This is a genomic window from Desulforegulaceae bacterium (assembly GCA_034006035.1).
Lineage (GTDB): Bacteria > Desulfobacterota > Desulfobacteria > Desulfobacterales > JACKCP01 > JACKCP01.
In genome coordinates, this window is the sequence record JAVETN010000001.1 from 217,799 (window position 1) to 236,045 (window position 18,247).

Annotated in this window: 14 protein-coding genes, 2 tRNA genes and 3 riboswitches; of the genes, 3 read left to right on the plus strand and 13 right to left on the minus strand. The window is 34.2% G+C overall.

Going from position 1 to position 18,247, the window contains the following annotated elements; translation table 11 throughout:
- The first annotated feature begins 24 nt into the window (after positions 1 to 24).
- Together RBR53_01040 and RBR53_01045 are read left to right on the plus strand one after the other, a co-directional pair.
- A tRNA-Val gene (locus RBR53_01040) sits at positions 25 to 100 on the plus strand.
- A 22-nt stretch (positions 101 to 122) separates the two neighbouring features.
- Positions 123 to 199, plus strand: a tRNA-Asp gene (locus RBR53_01045).
- Between the two features lie 258 nt (positions 200 to 457).
- Here RBR53_01045 and RBR53_01050 read toward each other — a convergent pair.
- From RBR53_01050 to RBR53_01075, 6 genes are all read right to left on the minus strand, one after another.
- Positions 458 to 1,963 carry an amidohydrolase family protein gene (locus RBR53_01050; protein MDY0131231.1) on the minus strand — a complete coding sequence of 502 codons (1,506 nt, stop codon included), beginning with the start codon at positions 1,961 to 1,963 and terminating at the stop codon, positions 458 to 460.
- A gap of 2 nt (positions 1,964 to 1,965) precedes the next feature.
- Positions 1,966 to 2,688 carry an enoyl-CoA hydratase/isomerase family protein gene (locus tag RBR53_01055; GenBank protein MDY0131232.1) on the minus strand — a complete coding sequence of 241 codons (723 nt, stop codon included), beginning with the start codon at positions 2,686 to 2,688 and terminating at the stop codon, positions 1,966 to 1,968.
- A gap of 17 nt (positions 2,689 to 2,705) precedes the next feature.
- Positions 2,706 to 3,392, minus strand: coding sequence for a hypothetical protein (locus RBR53_01060; protein ID MDY0131233.1), 687 nt, complete (start codon positions 3,390 to 3,392; stop codon positions 2,706 to 2,708).
- A gap of 2 nt (positions 3,393 to 3,394) precedes the next feature.
- Positions 3,395 to 4,783, minus strand: coding sequence for a hypothetical protein (locus RBR53_01065; protein MDY0131234.1), 1,389 nt, complete (start codon positions 4,781 to 4,783; stop codon positions 3,395 to 3,397).
- Positions 4,784 to 4,786: 3 nt separating this feature from the next.
- Positions 4,787 to 5,950, minus strand: coding sequence for a hypothetical protein (locus RBR53_01070; protein MDY0131235.1), 1,164 nt, complete (start codon positions 5,948 to 5,950; stop codon positions 4,787 to 4,789).
- A 210-nt stretch (positions 5,951 to 6,160) separates the two neighbouring features.
- Complete coding sequence (locus RBR53_01075; GenBank protein MDY0131236.1) at positions 6,161 to 7,384, minus strand: LL-diaminopimelate aminotransferase; 1,224 nt, start codon at positions 7,382 to 7,384, stop codon at positions 6,161 to 6,163.
- Between the two features lie 464 nt (positions 7,385 to 7,848).
- Between RBR53_01075 and RBR53_01080 the strand changes: the two genes are divergently transcribed.
- Complete coding sequence (locus RBR53_01080; GenBank protein MDY0131237.1) at positions 7,849 to 9,159, plus strand: heterodisulfide reductase-related iron-sulfur binding cluster; 1,311 nt, start codon at positions 7,849 to 7,851, stop codon at positions 9,157 to 9,159.
- A 106-nt stretch (positions 9,160 to 9,265) separates the two neighbouring features.
- Here RBR53_01080 and RBR53_01085 read toward each other — a convergent pair whose 3' ends face one another.
- The 7 genes from RBR53_01085 to RBR53_01115 all read right to left on the minus strand — a co-directional run bounded on the left by RBR53_01085 (position 9,266) and on the right by RBR53_01115 (position 18,240).
- Complete coding sequence (locus RBR53_01085) at positions 9,266 to 9,886, minus strand: TetR/AcrR family transcriptional regulator (protein MDY0131238.1); 621 nt, start codon at positions 9,884 to 9,886, stop codon at positions 9,266 to 9,268.
- Between the two features lie 199 nt (positions 9,887 to 10,085).
- On the minus strand, positions 10,086 to 10,697 hold the full coding sequence (locus RBR53_01090) for a TetR/AcrR family transcriptional regulator (protein MDY0131239.1): 612 nt from the start codon (positions 10,695 to 10,697) through the stop codon (positions 10,086 to 10,088).
- Between the two features lie 16 nt (positions 10,698 to 10,713).
- Entirely contained in the window at positions 10,714 to 12,969 is a 2,256-nt protein-coding gene (locus RBR53_01095; protein MDY0131240.1) for a hypothetical protein, read from the minus strand.
- Positions 12,947 to 13,798, minus strand: a complete 852-nt coding sequence (locus RBR53_01100; GenBank protein ID MDY0131241.1) for a hypothetical protein — start codon at positions 13,796 to 13,798, stop codon at positions 12,947 to 12,949. The genes RBR53_01095 and RBR53_01100 overlap by 23 nt, the downstream gene beginning before the upstream one ends.
- Positions 13,799 to 13,843: 45 nt before the next feature.
- A complete protein-coding gene (locus RBR53_01105; GenBank protein ID MDY0131242.1) occupies positions 13,844 to 14,353 on the minus strand; it encodes a hypothetical protein in 510 nt (169 codons plus the stop codon).
- Positions 14,354 to 14,384: 31 nt separating this feature from the next.
- Positions 14,385 to 14,466, minus strand: a riboswitch (cyclic di-GMP riboswitch).
- A gap of 80 nt (positions 14,467 to 14,546) precedes the next feature.
- A riboswitch (cyclic di-GMP riboswitch) is annotated at positions 14,547 to 14,627 on the minus strand.
- A 3-nt stretch (positions 14,628 to 14,630) separates the two neighbouring features.
- Positions 14,631 to 14,712: riboswitch (cyclic di-GMP riboswitch) on the minus strand.
- Between the two features lie 245 nt (positions 14,713 to 14,957).
- Positions 14,958 to 16,439 carry a hypothetical protein gene (locus tag RBR53_01110; GenBank protein MDY0131243.1) on the minus strand — a complete coding sequence of 494 codons (1,482 nt, stop codon included), beginning with the start codon at positions 16,437 to 16,439 and terminating at the stop codon, positions 14,958 to 14,960.
- Positions 16,423 to 18,240 (minus strand): outer membrane protein transport protein, encoded by a 1,818-nt coding sequence (locus RBR53_01115; protein ID MDY0131244.1) that lies wholly within the window; start codon positions 18,238 to 18,240, stop codon positions 16,423 to 16,425. Before RBR53_01115 ends, RBR53_01110 begins: the two co-directional genes overlap by 17 nt.
- Positions 18,241 to 18,247: the final 7 nt, after the last annotated feature.

Sequence of the window (18,247 nt, forward strand, 5' to 3'; positions counted from 1 at the left end):
GTAAATATATCTTCGTTTGTTTGAGGGCGAATAGCTCAGTTGGGAGAGCATCGGCCTTACAAGCCGAGGGTCACAGGTTCAAGCCCTGTTTCGCCCACCATCAAACAAGCCCTTTTTTAAGCGGGGGCGTAGTTCAGTTGGTTAGAACGCCGGCCTGTCACGCCGGAGGTCGCGAGTTCGAGTCTCGTCGCTCCCGCCAAATAAGTAGTCAAGCCTCCAAGATCAAATCCTGGGGGTTTTTTTATTTTAATATGCTTTTTTCGCCTTTTCCCTTAAAAGAATCTTAGTTTAATCAATAGAATAACTCAGTAGATAATAATGAAAAAATATTTTCATAGTAATGGTATTTCCAGGTTTTTTTAAGATCCAGATTATTAGATCATATAGTTTTTTATGGATTTAAAATAAATAGGAGAAGATTTTCTGGGTTAAGCTTGCTTAAAATTTATTTAAAAGTTTAAATTACTTGTTTTCCCTGAACATAAAGTTTTTCAACTTTAATATTTTTTATTTTATCCTGATCACATTGAAAAATATCATCAGATAAAATAACAAAATCAGCATCAAGTCCTTTTTTTATCATCCCTCTTTTGTTTTCTTCAAAACCACTTTTAGCAGCATTTGCTGTGTACATTTTCAAGGCTTCAAACACACTTATTCTTTGAGATTTTTCAGGATGATTCACACTTGCCCAGATTCCGTAAATCGGGTCTGGTATAGTGCAAGGAGCATCGGATCCTCCTGTAAGAAGAATACCTGATTGAATAAGAGAGCGAAGAGGGATAAGGTTTTTTGAACGCTCACCTAAAATTTTATTTATATAAGACATTGGTTCTTCATTCCAGTATAGAAAAGAGGGTTGAACAGCAAAAATTAGGTTTAGGTTTGCAGCTTTTTCCATAGTTTCATCACTTACAAGATCTCCATGGATTAAAATATTTCTTCTGTCCGGTGCTGGATATTTTCCATCTGCCTTAAAAAAAGAATTGACACATTGGTCAACTGCCCTGTCTCCAATGGCATGGATAGCAGTCTGAAGGTTTTTTTTATGGGTTTTATACAAAAATTCTTCAATTTCTTTGTCTTTATAAAATAAAATTCCTTTGTTTGAGCTGTTATTTGAATAGGGTTTATTTAATGCGGCATCAAGTGAACCAAAGCATCCGTCTAAAGCTGTGTCAAAACATCCTCCGATTTGTTTTAATCTTCTAAATTTTACTTTGTTTAAATTCATGGTTTGGAAAAAAACTTTAAAATCTTGAATTAAAAATTTTGAGGCAATCCTTACAAGATCAACATCAAGATCAAAGGGATAGCCAACGCCTTCAGCTGAATGAACAAAGGAAATTCCATATTTGGCAAGCTTTGTTGAAGCCTTTGACATCCTTTTAATCATTTCAAAAATTGAAACAGATTTTGCTGTAAAGTCAGCTGCAGGAAAAAAGGAATCATTGAAAAACCAGCCCAAATCTTTATCAAAACCCCTGAGACTAAGTATTTTTTTAGGAAGTTTATTTATAAAAGCAGAGTTGCCCACTCCGGCATGGCCGTCGTATTTTATTATAAATACTGGTTTTTTACTTTCTGCCTTGTCAAGAGTTTGCCTTGTGAGAAGAGGGGCGTCTTTAAAAAAATATTTGGAATATCCAAATCCCGTAATTAAAGAGTTCTTTTTCCGGGATTTGGAAAAATCTATTAATCCGGAAACAGCATTGTCAAGGTTGGAAAAATTCCTAAAATCAAATCCCCCCAAAAAATAGGCATATGATGTAAAATGCATATGGGTATCACCAAAAGAAGGAACAATGGTTTTTCCATTTAAATCATTAAACTTGATTTTTTTGTACTTTCTAGGAATGAAGTCTTCAGTAAAAACAATTTTTCCTTTATCAACTCCAATATATTTAAAAAAACTATTGGAGCTGTCTGCACTATAAATCTTGCCGTTTCCAAATATTTTCAAAATTAATCCTGAATAAAAAGTTTTAAAGATTCAATCACTGGAGGATCTTCTTTATCAATTGTATTTATTATTTCTTTGTGAAGTCTTTTTTTATGCTCTGCAAAAATTCCTCTTTTTTTGTCAAAGGTTTTCGCAAACTCAATGGCTTCTTTCAAAAGTTCTTCTGGGTTTTCGCAAGCCTTTTCAAGAACATGGGATTCTTCAAGCTCTACTGCACCAGCTCTTCTTCCTGTGAGTTTCATTTCATTAAATTTATAATGAGGAAAAGCTTTTTTTACAAAAGCAATCATTCCCGGAAGAAAAGGGATTCCAAGATCAACTTCAGGAAAACAAAAATATCCCCTGTCTTTTCTCATCATTCTAAAATCGCAGGCACAGGACAAAATTGCACCGTTTCCAAAGGCATGGCCGTTTATAGCAGCAATTACAGGAACAGGAAGTAAAAGAAGCTTTTTGAAGACTTCATTCATTTGATACATAAAATCTTTAATTGCTTGAAAGTCTTTTTCACCAAATTTTCCTAAAATCCATTCAACATCAATTCCAAGGCTCCATGATTTTGAATCTGATGAAGTTAAAACAATAGATTTCACCTCTTTGTCATCTACTACCTCGTCAAGAACCTTGAGCATTTCTCTTGCAAAAACATCATTGTGCCTGTTTTCTCCTTTGCTCATTGTAACAATGGCCACATTTCCATTTTTTTCCCATTTTACTGCTGTCATAATTTATTCTCTCCTTATTAATTATTTGATTTTATATGATCATCAAACAAGTTTAACTCCCACTTGCCTTTCATTCTGTTTTTTGAAGTTTGAAGCCCGGGAGCAGTTTTTATATTTAAAAATATTTTTTTAAGCTTTTTTTTCCATATTTTATCCATGATTGCTTTTTCCCTGAAAAGACTACCTTTTTCCACATAATTTTCAAGGATTTTCCATCCTCTTTCATAATCAAAACTTTCCCACTTTTGGCCGCTTAAAAAAATATATTTAAGGTTTTTTGTCATTAAAATTGCTTCAATTCCCTTGTCAAAGTCAAATTGAATCCAATGAGAGCCTGCATAAAAAATAAATTCAGGATTTTGTAGCTCTATTAATGCATCAAGGCCTTTTTGAAAATCAAACCTTTTCCAATTGGCTCCTGAATAATAAATAAGTCTTGGATCTTTACTTTTAATAAGAAAATTAAGAGCTTTTTCATAGTTGTTTTTCATCCAGGTTCTTCCGCTTTTATAAACTCTTTGGGCATCGTTTAGGCTTATTAAAGCATCAAGACCTTTTTCATGGTCAAATTTTTTCCAGTAAATTCCAGCCCTGTAAATAAGTTCATTTTCCTTTTGTTCAATTAAAAAAGAAAGCCCTCCTAGATGATCAAATTTAGGGTCATTTTTTCCTTTTTTATAAATTGTCTGTGAAAGCATATTCATATTTACTCGTTTTCAATAAAAAAAGTTTTTCCAAAAGGTGGAAGAAACTTCTGGTTTCCTCCTTTTCCTATTAACCAGATGGTGTTTTTATAGGGTTTTAATTTACCGATATCATGGATAAATCCATCTGTAATTACAATTAGAGTTTCATTTCTTTTTTTTAAATATTTATTAAAAAGAGGGGAGAAAAAAGTAGTACCTCCAGATCCTGATTTGATTTTTTTCCAGTCGCCGGGTTTATAAAAGAATTTTTTGTTTAAATTGGTTTCTTTTTTTAAAATACCATTTTCCTCTTTTGGGAAAAAAAGGGTTTCGTCCATTAAAACAAGTTCTGTTTTATATTTTTTTACCAGGTTTTCAATAACTCCGAATGCTTTTTCAAGCTCTCCTGGATTTGAAGTAACAGAAGCTGAAACATCAACTGCAGTAATTATTCTTTCCTTGTCTTTCATTATTTTACCGGGAGCATAAATTCCTTTGGAAAAATATCTTCTATTGAATTTTTTATAGGTAAATTCTGTTTTATCTGAAGGTGAATTTAAATCCACCAGGCTTTTAACCTTTTTTTCCCAGGAAGAAATCTTTGTTTTTTGGGGGCCACTCATTATTTTTGTCATTAATGCGAAAAATCTGTCCTGGTTTGCCCCTGGATCATTGGAAGCCATTGCAGTAATTTTTTTTGCATTTGTATTCATTCTGTTTGATACAGAAGTTTCTTTGAATATATGGGATCCTGTTTTTAGGGGTTTTCCTTTGGAATCTGTAAAAATAAACCCAAGGGATTTGTTGTCTTTTTTTGAGTTTTTATTTTGAAAAAGAGGATCATTAACAGGACTTTGGCCTTTTTGTTTTTTTGAGGTATCTGGCATAAGTGATTTGAACATTTTGTCCACTTCATCAATAAATTCAGATAGCTTGGTTTTGCCGCCTTTTAAAAGCCAATCATATACATCTTCCCATTTGGGATCTTTTATCCCTGTTTCCCTGTGAAAATAAGTTGGAATAAGGGGAAGATCTTCAGGAAGTTCAAGGATTGGTTCTCCATGATTTTCACCTGAAAAAAAAGTTTTAATATTTTCCTTTATAAAACTGTTTACCACCATATCCTGAGCCATATTTTGAAGATAGGGGTTTTTCATTGAAAAAGCTCTGTGATCGTGACGGAAAATTACATGGAGCATTTCATGGACTAAAAGAGCTGTAATATTTTTAACCTCAAGATTTTCAATAAATTCTTCATTATAATACAAAGCAGGTCTCATTTCAGACTCATCCATGGCAATTGTAGGGATTTCATCTGACTTGATAAAAGTGCAGAGCTGATAAAAATAAGAGGTGAACCTGCTTTTTTTCCATAGGGTTTTTAAACTTGATTCAAGTTTTTTATTCATTGATTATTCACCGTTAAAAATATCTGAAAATTTTTCAATTATTGATTGTTTTTCTTCTTCAGATTCTGCAAATTCAAGAGCTTCAGGTATTTTTGTGAGAAGTCCGCATTCTCTTAAAAGAATTTGGAAAAAGGCAATTCTGCTGTCAGCCCTTGAAAGGGAAATAAAACTTAAAACATTGTAAAGTTTTTTTAAAGAGTCTTTGGTGAGGTTTCCCCTTGTTGCTGAGGCATCAGATTTGAGGTTGGTTATTGAGCTTGTAATTGCCCATAAAATATCTTCTGAGGAGATTTTGTTGTTCTTAAACTCCTCCTTTTTGCTTTTGTTTCCCAAAAGAATGTCTTCGGTTGAAATTTGTCTTGGGCTTAAGATTTCCTTTACAAAATCATCTGCTGCAGACTGCCCTGAAAGTGAAGCAATGATTTTTTCTATAATTATTTTTTGTTCACTTTTCAAGGTGTTTTCAAGATCTTTTTTTGTTTCAAGCCCGTAGGCAAATTTTAATGCATTTGAAACCTGATGCCATCCCCTTGGATTTGGGTTTATTTCTGTTTCATTCCAGAGTCTTTCAGGAAAAAGGGTGATATATTCAACTATTGTTGGATGAATTTCATTTTGTATTGCCCAGGAAAGCCAGTTTGAAGCGTTGGGCTTAAGGTGAAACAGAGCAAGTCTTCCGTCAAGAGCTGAATCCTCAAAGTCAGTGATAGTTGTCATATCGTCTTCGCCAAGGTTGCCTGCAAGAATTATTGTTGTTTTTTCAGGAAGGGAATGTTCTCCGCATCTTGATTCAGTAATTATTTGGAAAAGGGTTTGAATTACTGTGGGATGTGCTCTGTTTGCCTCATCAAGAAACCAGACTATTCCATTATATCCCTTTGGAATCGTTTCAGGAGGAATGAAGTTTGGCCTGAAATAAATCATTTTTTTTTCATTGTGATCAGGAACCGGATATCCTCCAAGGTCTATATTTTCTTTGAAGGCAAGCCTTGTATCAATAAAGTAAAAGTTTTTTCTCTCTGCTGTTTGCTTTACAATTGATGATTTTCCTATTCCGGGATGGCCTACAATTTTGATTGCATAATTTAATTTCTTTTTTGAATCCAGATGGGCTCCAATTATATCTTCAAGCTCTTTTGCTGTTGTTTCTACGGGTATTTTTTGCATTTTAACTCCTGTTTATTAAAACTTTGTATACAAACAATTTGGTCACAATATAAATACAAAATTTCTATATTTCAAACTAAAATTAATTAAAACTGGCGATTTTTCAGCTTTTTTATTTGAAAGGATTTAGATTTGTTTGTAAATTTAAAAAAAAAGAGGTTAAAAATTGTAAAATTTTCAACCTCTTTGTCAGTTTATGTATTTGGGGATTTACGAAAACACCTTTTCAATTCTTTCCATGGCTTCAATTACGTTTTCATGGCTGTTAAAAGCACTGATTCTTATATAACCTTCACCGCAGGTTCCAAAACCTGAGCCTGGAGTGCAGACAACTCCGGCTTTTTCAAGGAGAAGATCGAAAAACTCAAAAGATTTTTGTTTTGATTCTACCCAGATATAAGGGGAGTTGTCTCCTCCTGTGCATTCAAATCCAAGCTCAGTCATTTTTTTTCTTATAATCGATGCGTTTTTCATATAATAGTCAATAAGTTCTTTTACCTGTTTTTGACCTTCTTCTGAATATACTGCCTCTGCAGCTTTTTGAATGGGGTAGGAAACTCCATTGAATTTTGTTGAGTGTCTTCTATTCCACATTGGATGGATTAAAACTTTTTCTCCCTGGGAGTCAAAAGCCCTGCATTCTTTTGGTACAATGGTAAAAGCACATCTTGTTCCTGTAAATCCTGCATTTTTAGAAAAGCTTCTAAATTCTACAGCAACGTCTTTTGCACCTTCAATTTCATAAATTGACTTTGGAATTGAATCATCTCTTATAAAAGATTCATAAGCAGCATCAAAAAGGATAAGAGCCTTGTTTTCTTTTGCATAGTCAACCCATTTTTTAAGTTCTTCTCTTGAAGCTGTACTTCCTGTTGGATTATTTGGAAAGCATAGATAGATAAGATCTGGAGTTTCTCCTGGAAGTTCAGGAACAAATCCGTTTTCTTTTAAAGCATCAAGATAAATTATTTTTTCATATCTTCCGTTTTTATTTTCTCCGGTTCTTCCTGCCATTACATTGGTGTCAAGATAAACAGGATAGACAGGGTCAGGAATAGCAACTTTTATATCTTTAGAAAAAAGTTCCTGAAAGTTTCCTGTATCGCATTTTGCTCCATCACTTATGAAAATTTCATCTGGTGAAATATCTGCTCCCCTTGACTGGAAATCATTTTTTGCAATTGCTTCTCTTAAAAACAAATATCCCTGTTCAGGGCCGTATCCTCTGAAAGTTGAGTCATTTGCCATTTCATCAACAGCTTTATGCATTGCTTCAATACATGCTTTTGGAAGAGCCTTTGTAACATCTCCTATCCCAAGTCTGATTATTTGTTTTTCAGAATTTTCAGCCTGAAAAGCAGTCACTCTTTTTGCAATTTCAGAAAAAAGATAAGAGGTTTTAAGTTTTTTATAGTTTTCATTTATCGTTATCATTAAACAATCTCCAAATTTAAATTTATTTTTTAATTTTTGTACTCAATAAACCAAAATAAAAGGCGTTTTTCAACCTTATTTAATTTAGGATTGAAAATTTGAGCTAATTTAATTGAATTTGATTAATCCATATTAATATATAAATTATAAATAAATTGACCAGCTGAGTAAAAATTTTCCTTTTCCTGAGTTTTTGGGTCAGATTGAAAAATTTAATCCTTAAAAATATCCTTGGGGTTAATTTTTTTTATTCTTAGAATTGAAGTGAAAATTCTAGCTTTGGGCCAATGATTATTGAATTTTTGAATTGATTTAAGGTTTGCTATTGACAGTTTTGTCTTAATGGGACAAAAAGAATAGTATCTGTTTAAATTAGGCTTTTATTATTAATCTAGATTAAAAGAGTTCGTATAAATTTTTATTTATGCGGTTTTATAAAAGAAGATACGGAGGAACTTTAGGTTATGACGGAAGAAGCAGTAAAGATAAGCAAAAAGAAGGAGAGCTTCTTCATAGACAAAGTGAAGGAGTTGCTTCCAGAAGGCGGCAATCTTAACGCATGCCTTACCTGCGGTCTTTGTTCTTCCGGGTGTCCCGCTACCGGCTTGAGAGATATGGATCCAAGAAAATTCTTGAGAATGGCGGCACTTGGAATGGATGAAGAGATCAAGGAGCATCCATGGGTATGGATGTGCAGCATGTGCCAACGCTGCGTTTATGTTTGTCCAATGGTGATAAATATTCCCCAGCTGATTTTTTATGCACGTCAGCTTACTCCAAGAGAAGAAAGGCCAAGAGGTATTCTTGGTTCTTGTGATATGGCTCTTAGAGTTGATACCTGCAGTGCCATGGGAGCTGGACAGGAAGACTTTGAGTTTGTTGTGGAAGATATTCTTGAAGAAGTTAGAGAAGAACAACCTCTTTGGGCAGAGAGAGATCTTCAGGCACCAATAGATAAAAAAGGTGCTAAGTTTTTCCTTAACCAAAACTCAAGAGAGCCTGTAACAGAACCTGAAGAAATGGTTCCGTTATGGAAAATTCTTAATATGGTAGGTGCTGACTGGACTTACGGAAGTAAGGGCTGGGCTGCTGAAAATTATTGTATGTTTCTTTCTGATGATGAAGGTTGGGAGCATATTACAAGAACATCTGTTGAAAAGGCAGATGAGTTGGGGTGTGAAGTTTTTCTCAACACCGAATGAGGACACATTACATATGCAGTCCTGGCAGGACTGAAAAAATATAATATTCCTCATAACGTTAAAGTGGAAACCATCTATAATTATTATGCAAAATGGATACGCGAAGGACTTCTTCCTGTTAATTCTGACTGGAATAAGGAACTTGGAATTAAGTTTACTCTCCAGGATCCATGTCAGATAGTCAGAAAAACTTTTGGAGACGAGGCAGCTGACAATGCTCGCTACGTTATCAAAGCCTGTGTCGGAGAAGAAAACTTTGTTGATATGTATCCTAATAAGTCAAACAACTTCTGCTGCGGAGGCGGAGGCGGTTATCTTCAGTCAGGATACAAAGATGAAAGACTGGAGTACGGAAGAATTAAAGATGTGCAGATCAAGGCTACTGGAGCAGATTATGTTATCACAGGATGTCATAACTGCCACGCTCAGATTCATGAGTTAAGTGAGCATTACGGAAGTAATTATCCTGTTCTTCACATGTGGACTCTTATTTGTCTTGCAATGGGAGTTCTTGGTGAAAATGAAAGGACTTACCTTGGCGAAGATCTTGCCGAAGTAAATATGCCTGAGTAATTTACGCCTGACAAATTAAGATATTCAAAGGGGAAATTTAATTTCCCCTTTTTTTTAAGTGATAAAAAAATTCATTAATGAAACAAAGCTAGCTTGAGTTGTGATTTTATTTTTTTGTAAAAGAAAGCCCTTCCTGGGTGAAAAGGCCGGCACCAAAGATTGAAGTTATTTCGTCAGCTGCTTGTTTAATATTAATGGGTTTTTTTCTTTTATAAGGGCCGAAATAATAGGAGGATGTTCTAAGAATTGCCCCTGCTATAAGGGTGGAGATAAATTCAGTGTCAATCTCTTTTTTTATAAAGCCTGATTTTATTCCCTTTTCAAGTTCATCAATAATTACAGCTAAAATACTTTCTTCAAAATGTTTTACAGGTTTGTCAATGTCTTTTGGTATTCCTATTCCCACTCTTAAAACAATATTGCTGATATATCTGTCCCCAGCAAAATATTTAAGTGTTTTTCTTACCTGATATGAAAAGTATTCTGCCGGGGTAAGCTTTGAAACATCTATTTCATTTTGCTTCATCATTTCTTTCCACTTTGTAAGCTGCTCTGAAAGAAGGGTCATATAGATTTCATCTTTATTGTTGAAATACTGATAAACTGTTGCTCTTGAAATATTTGCAGCTTTTGCAATGTCAGCTATCTGGGTTTTATAGAACCCGTTTTTGGAAAATTCTTTTTTAGAACATTCAAGTATTTTTTTCTTTCTTAAACTTGCTTTCATTTCATCTTTCGCTGATTGTTTTTTTATTGGGTTTGGTAATATAATTAGTTGGAAAACAGTTGTTTTTGTTAATTAAGAGGTCGGGTTTAAAGTTTATGACCAATGAAAGGGCATTTTTGCAAAAAATAAGATCAAACTCAAGTTAAATTTGGAAATTGATAAAAGCCAATTTCCAGCTTAAGTTTTACAATCAAAATACTTATTTGTTTTTAAATGTTTTTACTTTTAAATTTGCCAGACTATAAATAATTTTGTGGGCGTTTTTTTTATCGAAATTTGGATAGTTTTTGTAAACCAACATTCCCCCGGCTATTGTTCCAAGAAGTGAGTGAACAAGCATAAGGGGATCCTCTTCAATTTCAAGGCTTTTAAAACCATCTTCAATTATTGGAAGAAATTTAGAAATAGTTTTTTTTGTTTTTTTCAAAACTTCAATGGAAACATTATCCTTGACCAGGAAATAAGTGATAATTTTAAAACCTCCCTGGTTTTTAATAAAATAATTGACCAAATGTTTTGTAATTGCTTCAAGGGAGTTTTCGTTTTCAGCCTTCATTTTTTTGTCAATATATTTAACAATACCAAGGATTTCCTGGTTAAATATTCCCATAAACAAGTCATCTCTACTTTCAAAGTATTGATAAATGGTTGGCACTGAAATACCTAGTTCCTCTGCAATATCTTTTAAATGGATTTCCTCCGCTGTTTTTTTTCCGAAAATAGAAATTGCTGCATCTATTATAAGATTTTTTTTCTTTTGTTTTTCTTCCTCCTTTAATTGCTGAAGAATATTTTTTTTTGACTTTACCATGTTTTTCTCCGAAAACTTAAAATAAAGAGTTGATAAAACAGCTTGAACTTCCGCTTGATGATTTCATAGGTTTTGGATCTGGGACATTGTAATATTCACTTGTGATGGCTATTCCTCCTTCTGATTCAGCAGAAAAAAGAAGGGAATCGCTTAAGGTGACTTTCAAAACTTTTCCTCTTGAAGGTAATTCTTTTTTTAGAGTTCTATTAAAACTATAGATATTTATTCCTTTATCGGTTCCCGCATAAATAAAATCTTTACTTGCTGAAATTGTATTTACCTTTGTTTTGGCATCAATTCTATTTGTTTGTATAAGGTCTGTGCTGTTTAATGTATAAATAAGCTTTCCTGCTGCTACAAAAAGAGTTGAATTTTTACAATAAATATCTGTAATTTCATTTTCGGGATTAAATTCTTCTGCTTTGAAAAGAAGGTAAGGGGCTTCAGAATTATCAAGACTTAAACTTTTAAGAGTTTTATCAGAGCCTGTAAAAAGAGTTTTTGAATTTTTATCAATAAATAATGACTGAAATTTTTGGTCCTTTTTAAAAGTTTCTCCAACCGACAAAATTTCAGAATTTTCATATTTATAAATTTCAATTCCTTTTTCAGTCCCAAGATAAATGTATGGTTCATTAACTGCCAATGAAAGAGGCGTTGAGGTAATATCAAATGATTTTTCAATTTTAGGGTCTGATTCAATATTTCCAAAAAGTAAAATTTTGTTTTCACTTACACCAACAAAACTTTCTGAGAATTTTTTAATGAAAAGAGGGTTATCTTTTTTAATCAATTTAATCAGTTTTAATTGTGTGTCATCAGATAAATCAAAAAATAAAAACCCTGAGTTGCCAGATTTAGAGCTGATTGCGGATAAAATGTTTTTGTTTTTTTCGATTTGGGAAAATGAGTAAAAAGGATTTGTTGATTTTACTGTGCTGGGCTCTGAATTGACTGGGACATTAATTTTTGAAATACCCTTTGAAATATCAGAGATAAAAACTGAGGCGTTTTCATGTGTTAATGAATCATATTTTAATGAATAAGAATAGCTGAACCCGTTTTTATATTCTGTAGTTTTATAAATATTTACCCCTTCACCATCTTTGTCTGAAGTTGTGTTTGATATCACTGAGTAGTCGACAATTTGCAAGCCTTTTTCACCATCTGCAATAAAAGCCAATGAGCCGGATTCATTTAGATCTAAAGAGTTCCCTGCTAAAATATCCTGGCTTCTTCCTAGATTCTCAGGCCTTTTTTCCCCTTGATTTTCAAGTAAATTCCCTTTATCATCAAACACTTTAAACTTAAACAAAGCTGTTTTTTGATTATTCTGGTAGTCATAGGGACTTGTAATAAAAATAAAAATATTCGACTCAATTTCTTTAGCTTTTATATCTTTAGCAAGACTTATTGTGTTAAAATTAACTATTCTTAGATCCCTTTTAGATACTGGTTCAGGTTGGTCTTGAATTTTTTTTAATTCTTCAATTTTTTCAGGAGAATCAGGAAGAGGAGTGTTAATCGGCAACTGAGTATTTATAAGAGCTGTTTTTTTCTTATCCGATTGTTTGTAGTCTTTTGTTAGATCAAAAATTTTTAATCCATAATTACGATCAAGAATTGCTAAATAATCTTTTCCACCAAAGGAGAAAAAATCAATGTCAAAATATCCCCCTGTTGTTAATTCTTTTTCTGATAAGCCGTTTTGCCTATAACCGCCTAAATATTCGAATTCCAGGTTGTTAGCTCCTTTATCTACTTTAACTATTCTGAAACCATAGTTATAATCTGCAATATAAAGATAGTCTCCGTTAAGAGCAAGGCCATGAGCGTCTATTTCAGCTAAGCCCTCCAAGGTCTTTCTTGGTTTACCTTTGAGGAAGCCTGGATCAACACCAATGCTTTTAATGTTTTTTATTTCATCTTCGTTAATGTTTTTAATATCTTTGTCGTTGTAATCATAAACAAAAACCCCTGATTTACCCGCAGCTAAATATAAGATTTTATTTGTATTATCAGTAATAACAGCGGTAATGGAATTGGAAGGACTTATATCAAAAGAACTTTTGAGGTTTAATTCTTTGTCATAAATTTTCAATATGGTTCCAAGGCCATGGAAAACATAATTGTCATCTATTGCCACAGCGTCATCTGAAAAATGAGGCCAACTATTAGTGTTTAATAGTTCAAATGAATGAATGGAAAAACTGGAAAATCCCATGAATAAAACAAGTAAAACTATTTTTTTAAAATTTAATTTGAGCTTCAAAACTTACCCCCTCTTCATCTCCAATACGCTTTTGGATTGCGAGTGAATATCTGTCTTTGGCAAAAAAACTGATTCCAAAAATCCACCCAATATTTTTTGAGGTTTTAATTTTTTCTTCATATAAAAAGTCTTCTTTTTCAATATAAAGTTTTTCATCTCCTGTTATACTTGAAACTCTTGGTCCCAAAAAAACTTTTATATGATCAGTCGAGCCAGTCAGTACCACCCCTGCTTGAAGTTCATCAAGATCTGCTTCATAAGTTAGATTGTTTCTTCCCTGTTTTTTAGCATCTATGGTTATTTTATTGTATTTAAAATCAAGATGGGCATTTAGATGTTTGAAAATTGAATTAACTTCTTTTTCAAACATTTTAAAGGCCAATCCTCCTCCAAAGCTGACCATTGAATCATCTTTTACATGAAATTTACTTGGAGAGGTATACAAACCACTTATTGTTTCGTCCAGTATCATTAAGTCTGATTCAAATTTCCCAAAACCTGCTTTACCGTAAATTAAAAAATTGTCAAAAAATAAAAAACCTGCCTCAACTTCATTGAGATCAAAGGTATTATTGGAGCTCCTTGTTCTGGAATAATGCCTGTGATCATCTGTAGAGTTCTTGGGTTTGTGCAAGAATGTTTTTATTTGTTTTGGAAAATCGTTTTCTTGGTGATCTCTTCTGATAAGGATCTGAAACCCCGATAAAAATTTACTATCCTTGTTTTCAGTGTAAGAAAAAGAATTGATTCCTGAAACAGGGGCAGATAAAACTGAAACAGAACTTAATGGATATAATAATATAGAAATGAGTAACCATATTTTTTTCAAAAAAAGAACCTCCTTGATGTAAAAATTTGTTTGGAGGCAAAAAACTTAATCATTGAAAGATGATATTCTTATATTGCCTGAAATTTCGGCTTTAAACCCTTCCACAGTGATGCTGCCAAAACTCTTCCCGTCATTCATGAATTTGACACCGTCTTCCCCTTGAATTGTTATTGATCCAATATGGTATCTGTCTATTTGGACCAAAGACTTGTCCAGTTCCACATTTATTCCACTGGTCAATCTACCTGTATAAGGATCAATTGAAGTGGTTTGATTTATGGAAACTGGATTGTCGAGGAAGGTCTTTCCTGAATACACAATTCCTTTAATCAGCAAAGACGCAGGATTCCCGTCGGTGCCGTCGTCATCCCTGAAAATTAAGTTCTCTGCAGTCCAGTCAATTCCAAGAATATTGTCACTGCTAATTCTAATTCCTGACTGTCCTGTCAAGGTCTTCATTTTTTCAGGAGAAACCGGCGAAAGAGCAATGGCTTGTCCAGCGGTAAGGATTATTATAGATACCATTATTGTTGCTATGTATGAAAACTTGGTCATAGCTGACCTCCTATCTGTAAGATCAAATCTCACAGGCAACCCGGCTAGCCTTAAATTAATAAGGTCCCGCAGCTTTCCGTCCCGGAATTACTTCCGGTTTGGCTAAAGAGGGCGGCCCGGCTGACCATAAATTCTGGCCCCGTGGCTTTCCGTCCCATGGTCACCCAGTGGTTTGGCTAGTTATTCTGACTCTCTTGGCAACTCGGCTGACCTGAAAAATTCAGGCCCCGTAGCTTTCCGTCCCGGGATTACTCCCGGTTTGGTTTTTACAAAGTGTACAGGTGGCTAGGCTGACCTTGAGTAAACAAGGTCCCTTGGCTTTCCGTCCCGGAGTTACCTCCGGTTTGGCTCTGGTATCCTTTGGTTTGAATTTCACCCTTAATCGTTTTTTGCCTCCATGCAGATTTTTTTATTTTCATAAAAAGATCTGCATGGCAGTTTTTTTCAAAGAACAGTTCTTACCTGAACATTGCTTTTACAGCAATTGGCCTGAAGCCGGAACAAAGACCTGATAATTTAATCAGGCTAAGTCTTTATCTAACAAGCTAAATCTTAACTTTTATAGATAATAAGAAAAAGAGCCTTAATTGATTAATTATCTGATTTATTTAATTATACATTGATATTTAACAAAATCCAATCCATTTACACCAAGAGAATGAAATTTGTTTTCAGATTCAAAAATTATTGGAAATTTTGATATAAAATTGTCTATTGGTGTTTTTGTTTCAATACCGTCAATATTTAAGATCCATTTTTTATCATCATGGCTTGCACAATAAGCAAGGCGATTTCCTTTGGGACTGAACTTGGGCAGGCCGGTGATAGCCTTGTATTTTCTTCCCTCATTTTCATTTTTTACCATTACAACGTTTTTTCCATCAAATGCCATATAGGCAATTTCATTTTTTACAGGATTAAATATTGGCTGTTTTACATCAAAATAGGCTTTGCCTTCTTTTTTATCCCAAACTACAAACCATCCCTTTTGTTTTAAAAAAGCTCTATAAGCGTAGTTTCTACCATCGGTTGAAAACTTAATAAGACCTGAAGAGTCGTACTCTTTTTCTTTTTTACCGTTTATCACAATTGTGGGTTTGTCTTTTTTTATTCCCGGATATCCGTATGAATTTCCAGTATCAGAATATGCAATAGGACCAAGAGTATCGAATTTGAATTCTTTTTTTCCGTTTACAACCATCTGCCAGTCTTTTCCTGTGTTTGCAGGATAGGAAAGAATTGTTCCTTGCGGGTTGTAAAAAGGTTCGCCAATGGTCTTGTAGGGCGGGTGTTCATTAAAGTTTTCTAGCAAAATGAGGTTGTCTTTATCATTTTGAACCACACAGGCGAAATTGCCCAATTTGGAAAATTTTAAAAGTATGGCATTTTTATAAGGTTTTGATTCTTTTTCATCAATAAAGACCTGCCAGCCATTGTCCTTAAAAGCTATGAACCCTAGCTTTGAAGAATCAGGGCTGAAAACAAGTTCATTTATATTTTTGAAAGGCCCATATTTTTTGTCCTGGCAAATTACATATCCTTTGTGTCTGCCTTCAAAGGCAATATAGGCCAGTCTTTTTCCGTCAGGACTGAAAACAGGGTCATTTTTAAATCCGTCAAAACTTTTGCCTTCTCTTCCATTTATTACAACAAATTGTTTGTCACCTTTTTGGGCTATATAGGCAAAGTTTTTACCATCATTACTTGTTACAAGATTGCCTGTACCATCATATTTTTTTTGTTCCTCCCCATTGATTACTGCAAAATAATTGGAGTTAGAAATTGCTGTAAAAGCAGAGATTCCTGAAAAAGGAGCAAAAAATGGGGTGCCTTTCCCAAGGCTTTGATAGGGTCCATAGACTTTTGAATTTATCTGGGCAAACATTTTTTTATCTTTTAAAAGGGTTATTCCTAGTTTGTCGTAATCAGGAAAGTTTGAGGAAATATCAAGAATATTTGATTGCTCTGGAGGTGTTGATAAGCTTATTATTTTTTCATTTATTTCAAGGATTTCGGCATTAATCAGGGGGGAATAAATTAATGACAGGGCAAAGACAATGGTTGGAACATTAAATCTGATTTTCATGGTTTATCTGATCCTTTTCTACTTTTTTATCTTTTTTAAATGGATTTAATTTTTTTAAAAATTTTTTTACTTTACCTGCAGCGTGGTGGAGCATTTCCTGCTGATGATGCAGCATTTCCATTTGAACAGAAAGGGGCATGGTAACTCCAAAAAGTGCAATATAAAGATAGGTTTCCTGCTCATAATCCAGCCCTGCATAGGGATTGTAAACTATTTTGGTAAAATCTGTTGAGTTCATATTGGTGCTTGAGTTGTTTGGAACTTTAAGTGAATCATTAAACAAATAGCCAAAGCCAAAATCCAGGGTAACATTTTTAGGCAGATGAAGGGAAAATCCAGCAGCATAAAAAGTCATATCAGGGAGAAAATAAAGTGCATCAATTTTATCTTTTGGAAGAGATGCAGGTCGAAATTCATAACCGCATCTTAAAGTAAGCCAGTCTTTTGGATAAACTTCAAGACCAACTCCCCAATGCCAGGTATCTTCCATTTCCCTTTTAACAATAAGATTATTATCTCCGCCTGTATATCCAAGAAGTTTAGCTATCCTGAAAAGCTGAATTCTTTGATCAAAAGTAAATTTATCTTCTTTTAAAGCAGCCCAGTTTGACCAGTGGAGATCTGCTGTGATCTGAATTTTTGACCAGGGTTTTAGTTTTATACCCATATCAATTCTTCTTGGAAAAAGCTGGGTTGCTGTCACTCTTCCAGTTTGAGAAGGCACTGCTTTGTAGGGCATATCAAGCATCCCTGCTGTTGTCATTGTATATTCTGTGCTTCCGTTCCAGGCAATCTGTCGCTGCCATTGTTCACTATAGGTAAATTTGTATTTTCCTGAAAGTTTTGCTTTTGCCTGACTCTGGTAAGAAAGGCCAAATCCAAACCAATGGGTTGGTTCCCATAAAAGACCAAGATTTACCGAAGGGGTAAAGTCATCTCTTAGGTCCATTTCCATGCTTGTGTTGTGCTCATAGGGACCAAGTCCGCCTCCAAGCCAGGGGGCTGGAAGAGTCAATTGTGAAACAACAGGTATTTCAAGATCTCTTGTTGCATCACCAATAACCCTTGTAAGTCCGACAAGCTCGTTTGGGGTTCTTTGATCAAGGGATATTCCCATTGCTGTTTGTCCAAATCCCACTGAAATTCCAAGTGAGAGTTGGTCTGAGGCTTTATAGCTCAAAGTTGGAGCAGCATAAATAAGATGCTGAAGGTAAAGAGATTTACATCCAAAACGAAGAGGATCCCCTGGATCATTATGGGTCATCCCTCCTCCGTAGGGAGCGTAGTTTGTGTATGCAAAAGTCCACTTTGAGTCAGGCTTTCTATGGGATAGTCCAAGGCTCACAGCAGCAAGAAAATCTATTGGACCAAGAAAAGGGATGTACATTTTGGTTGAGGAGTTTGTGCCTTTTGTATTCCTTAATGGATCAGGGCCTCCATGGTTTGAATCCGGGTCATTTATATTAGGTTCAGCATTTGGCCCCCATTTGTCGCCCATAAAACCTTTAAAGTCTTTATTTTCTTTAAAGCTCCCTTTTCTTTTAATTATAGGTATACCAAAACCGTTGGAAAACATTGCTCCTTCATCAATTTTTGATAATCCTGCAGGATTGAAATGAGCAGACATATGACCAGGAGGAGAGGCTGTGCATGCATTTGCAAGACCTAAAGCTCTTGCATCAATTGCAGGGTTTTCATTGAAGGTTGCCAATGTTTCTTTTGATAAAAACAAAACAAGAACAATTGTAATTAAAAGTTTTTTTATTCTCATGTTTTTTGTTTTTGGGCTAAGGAGTTTCATTTCAAAT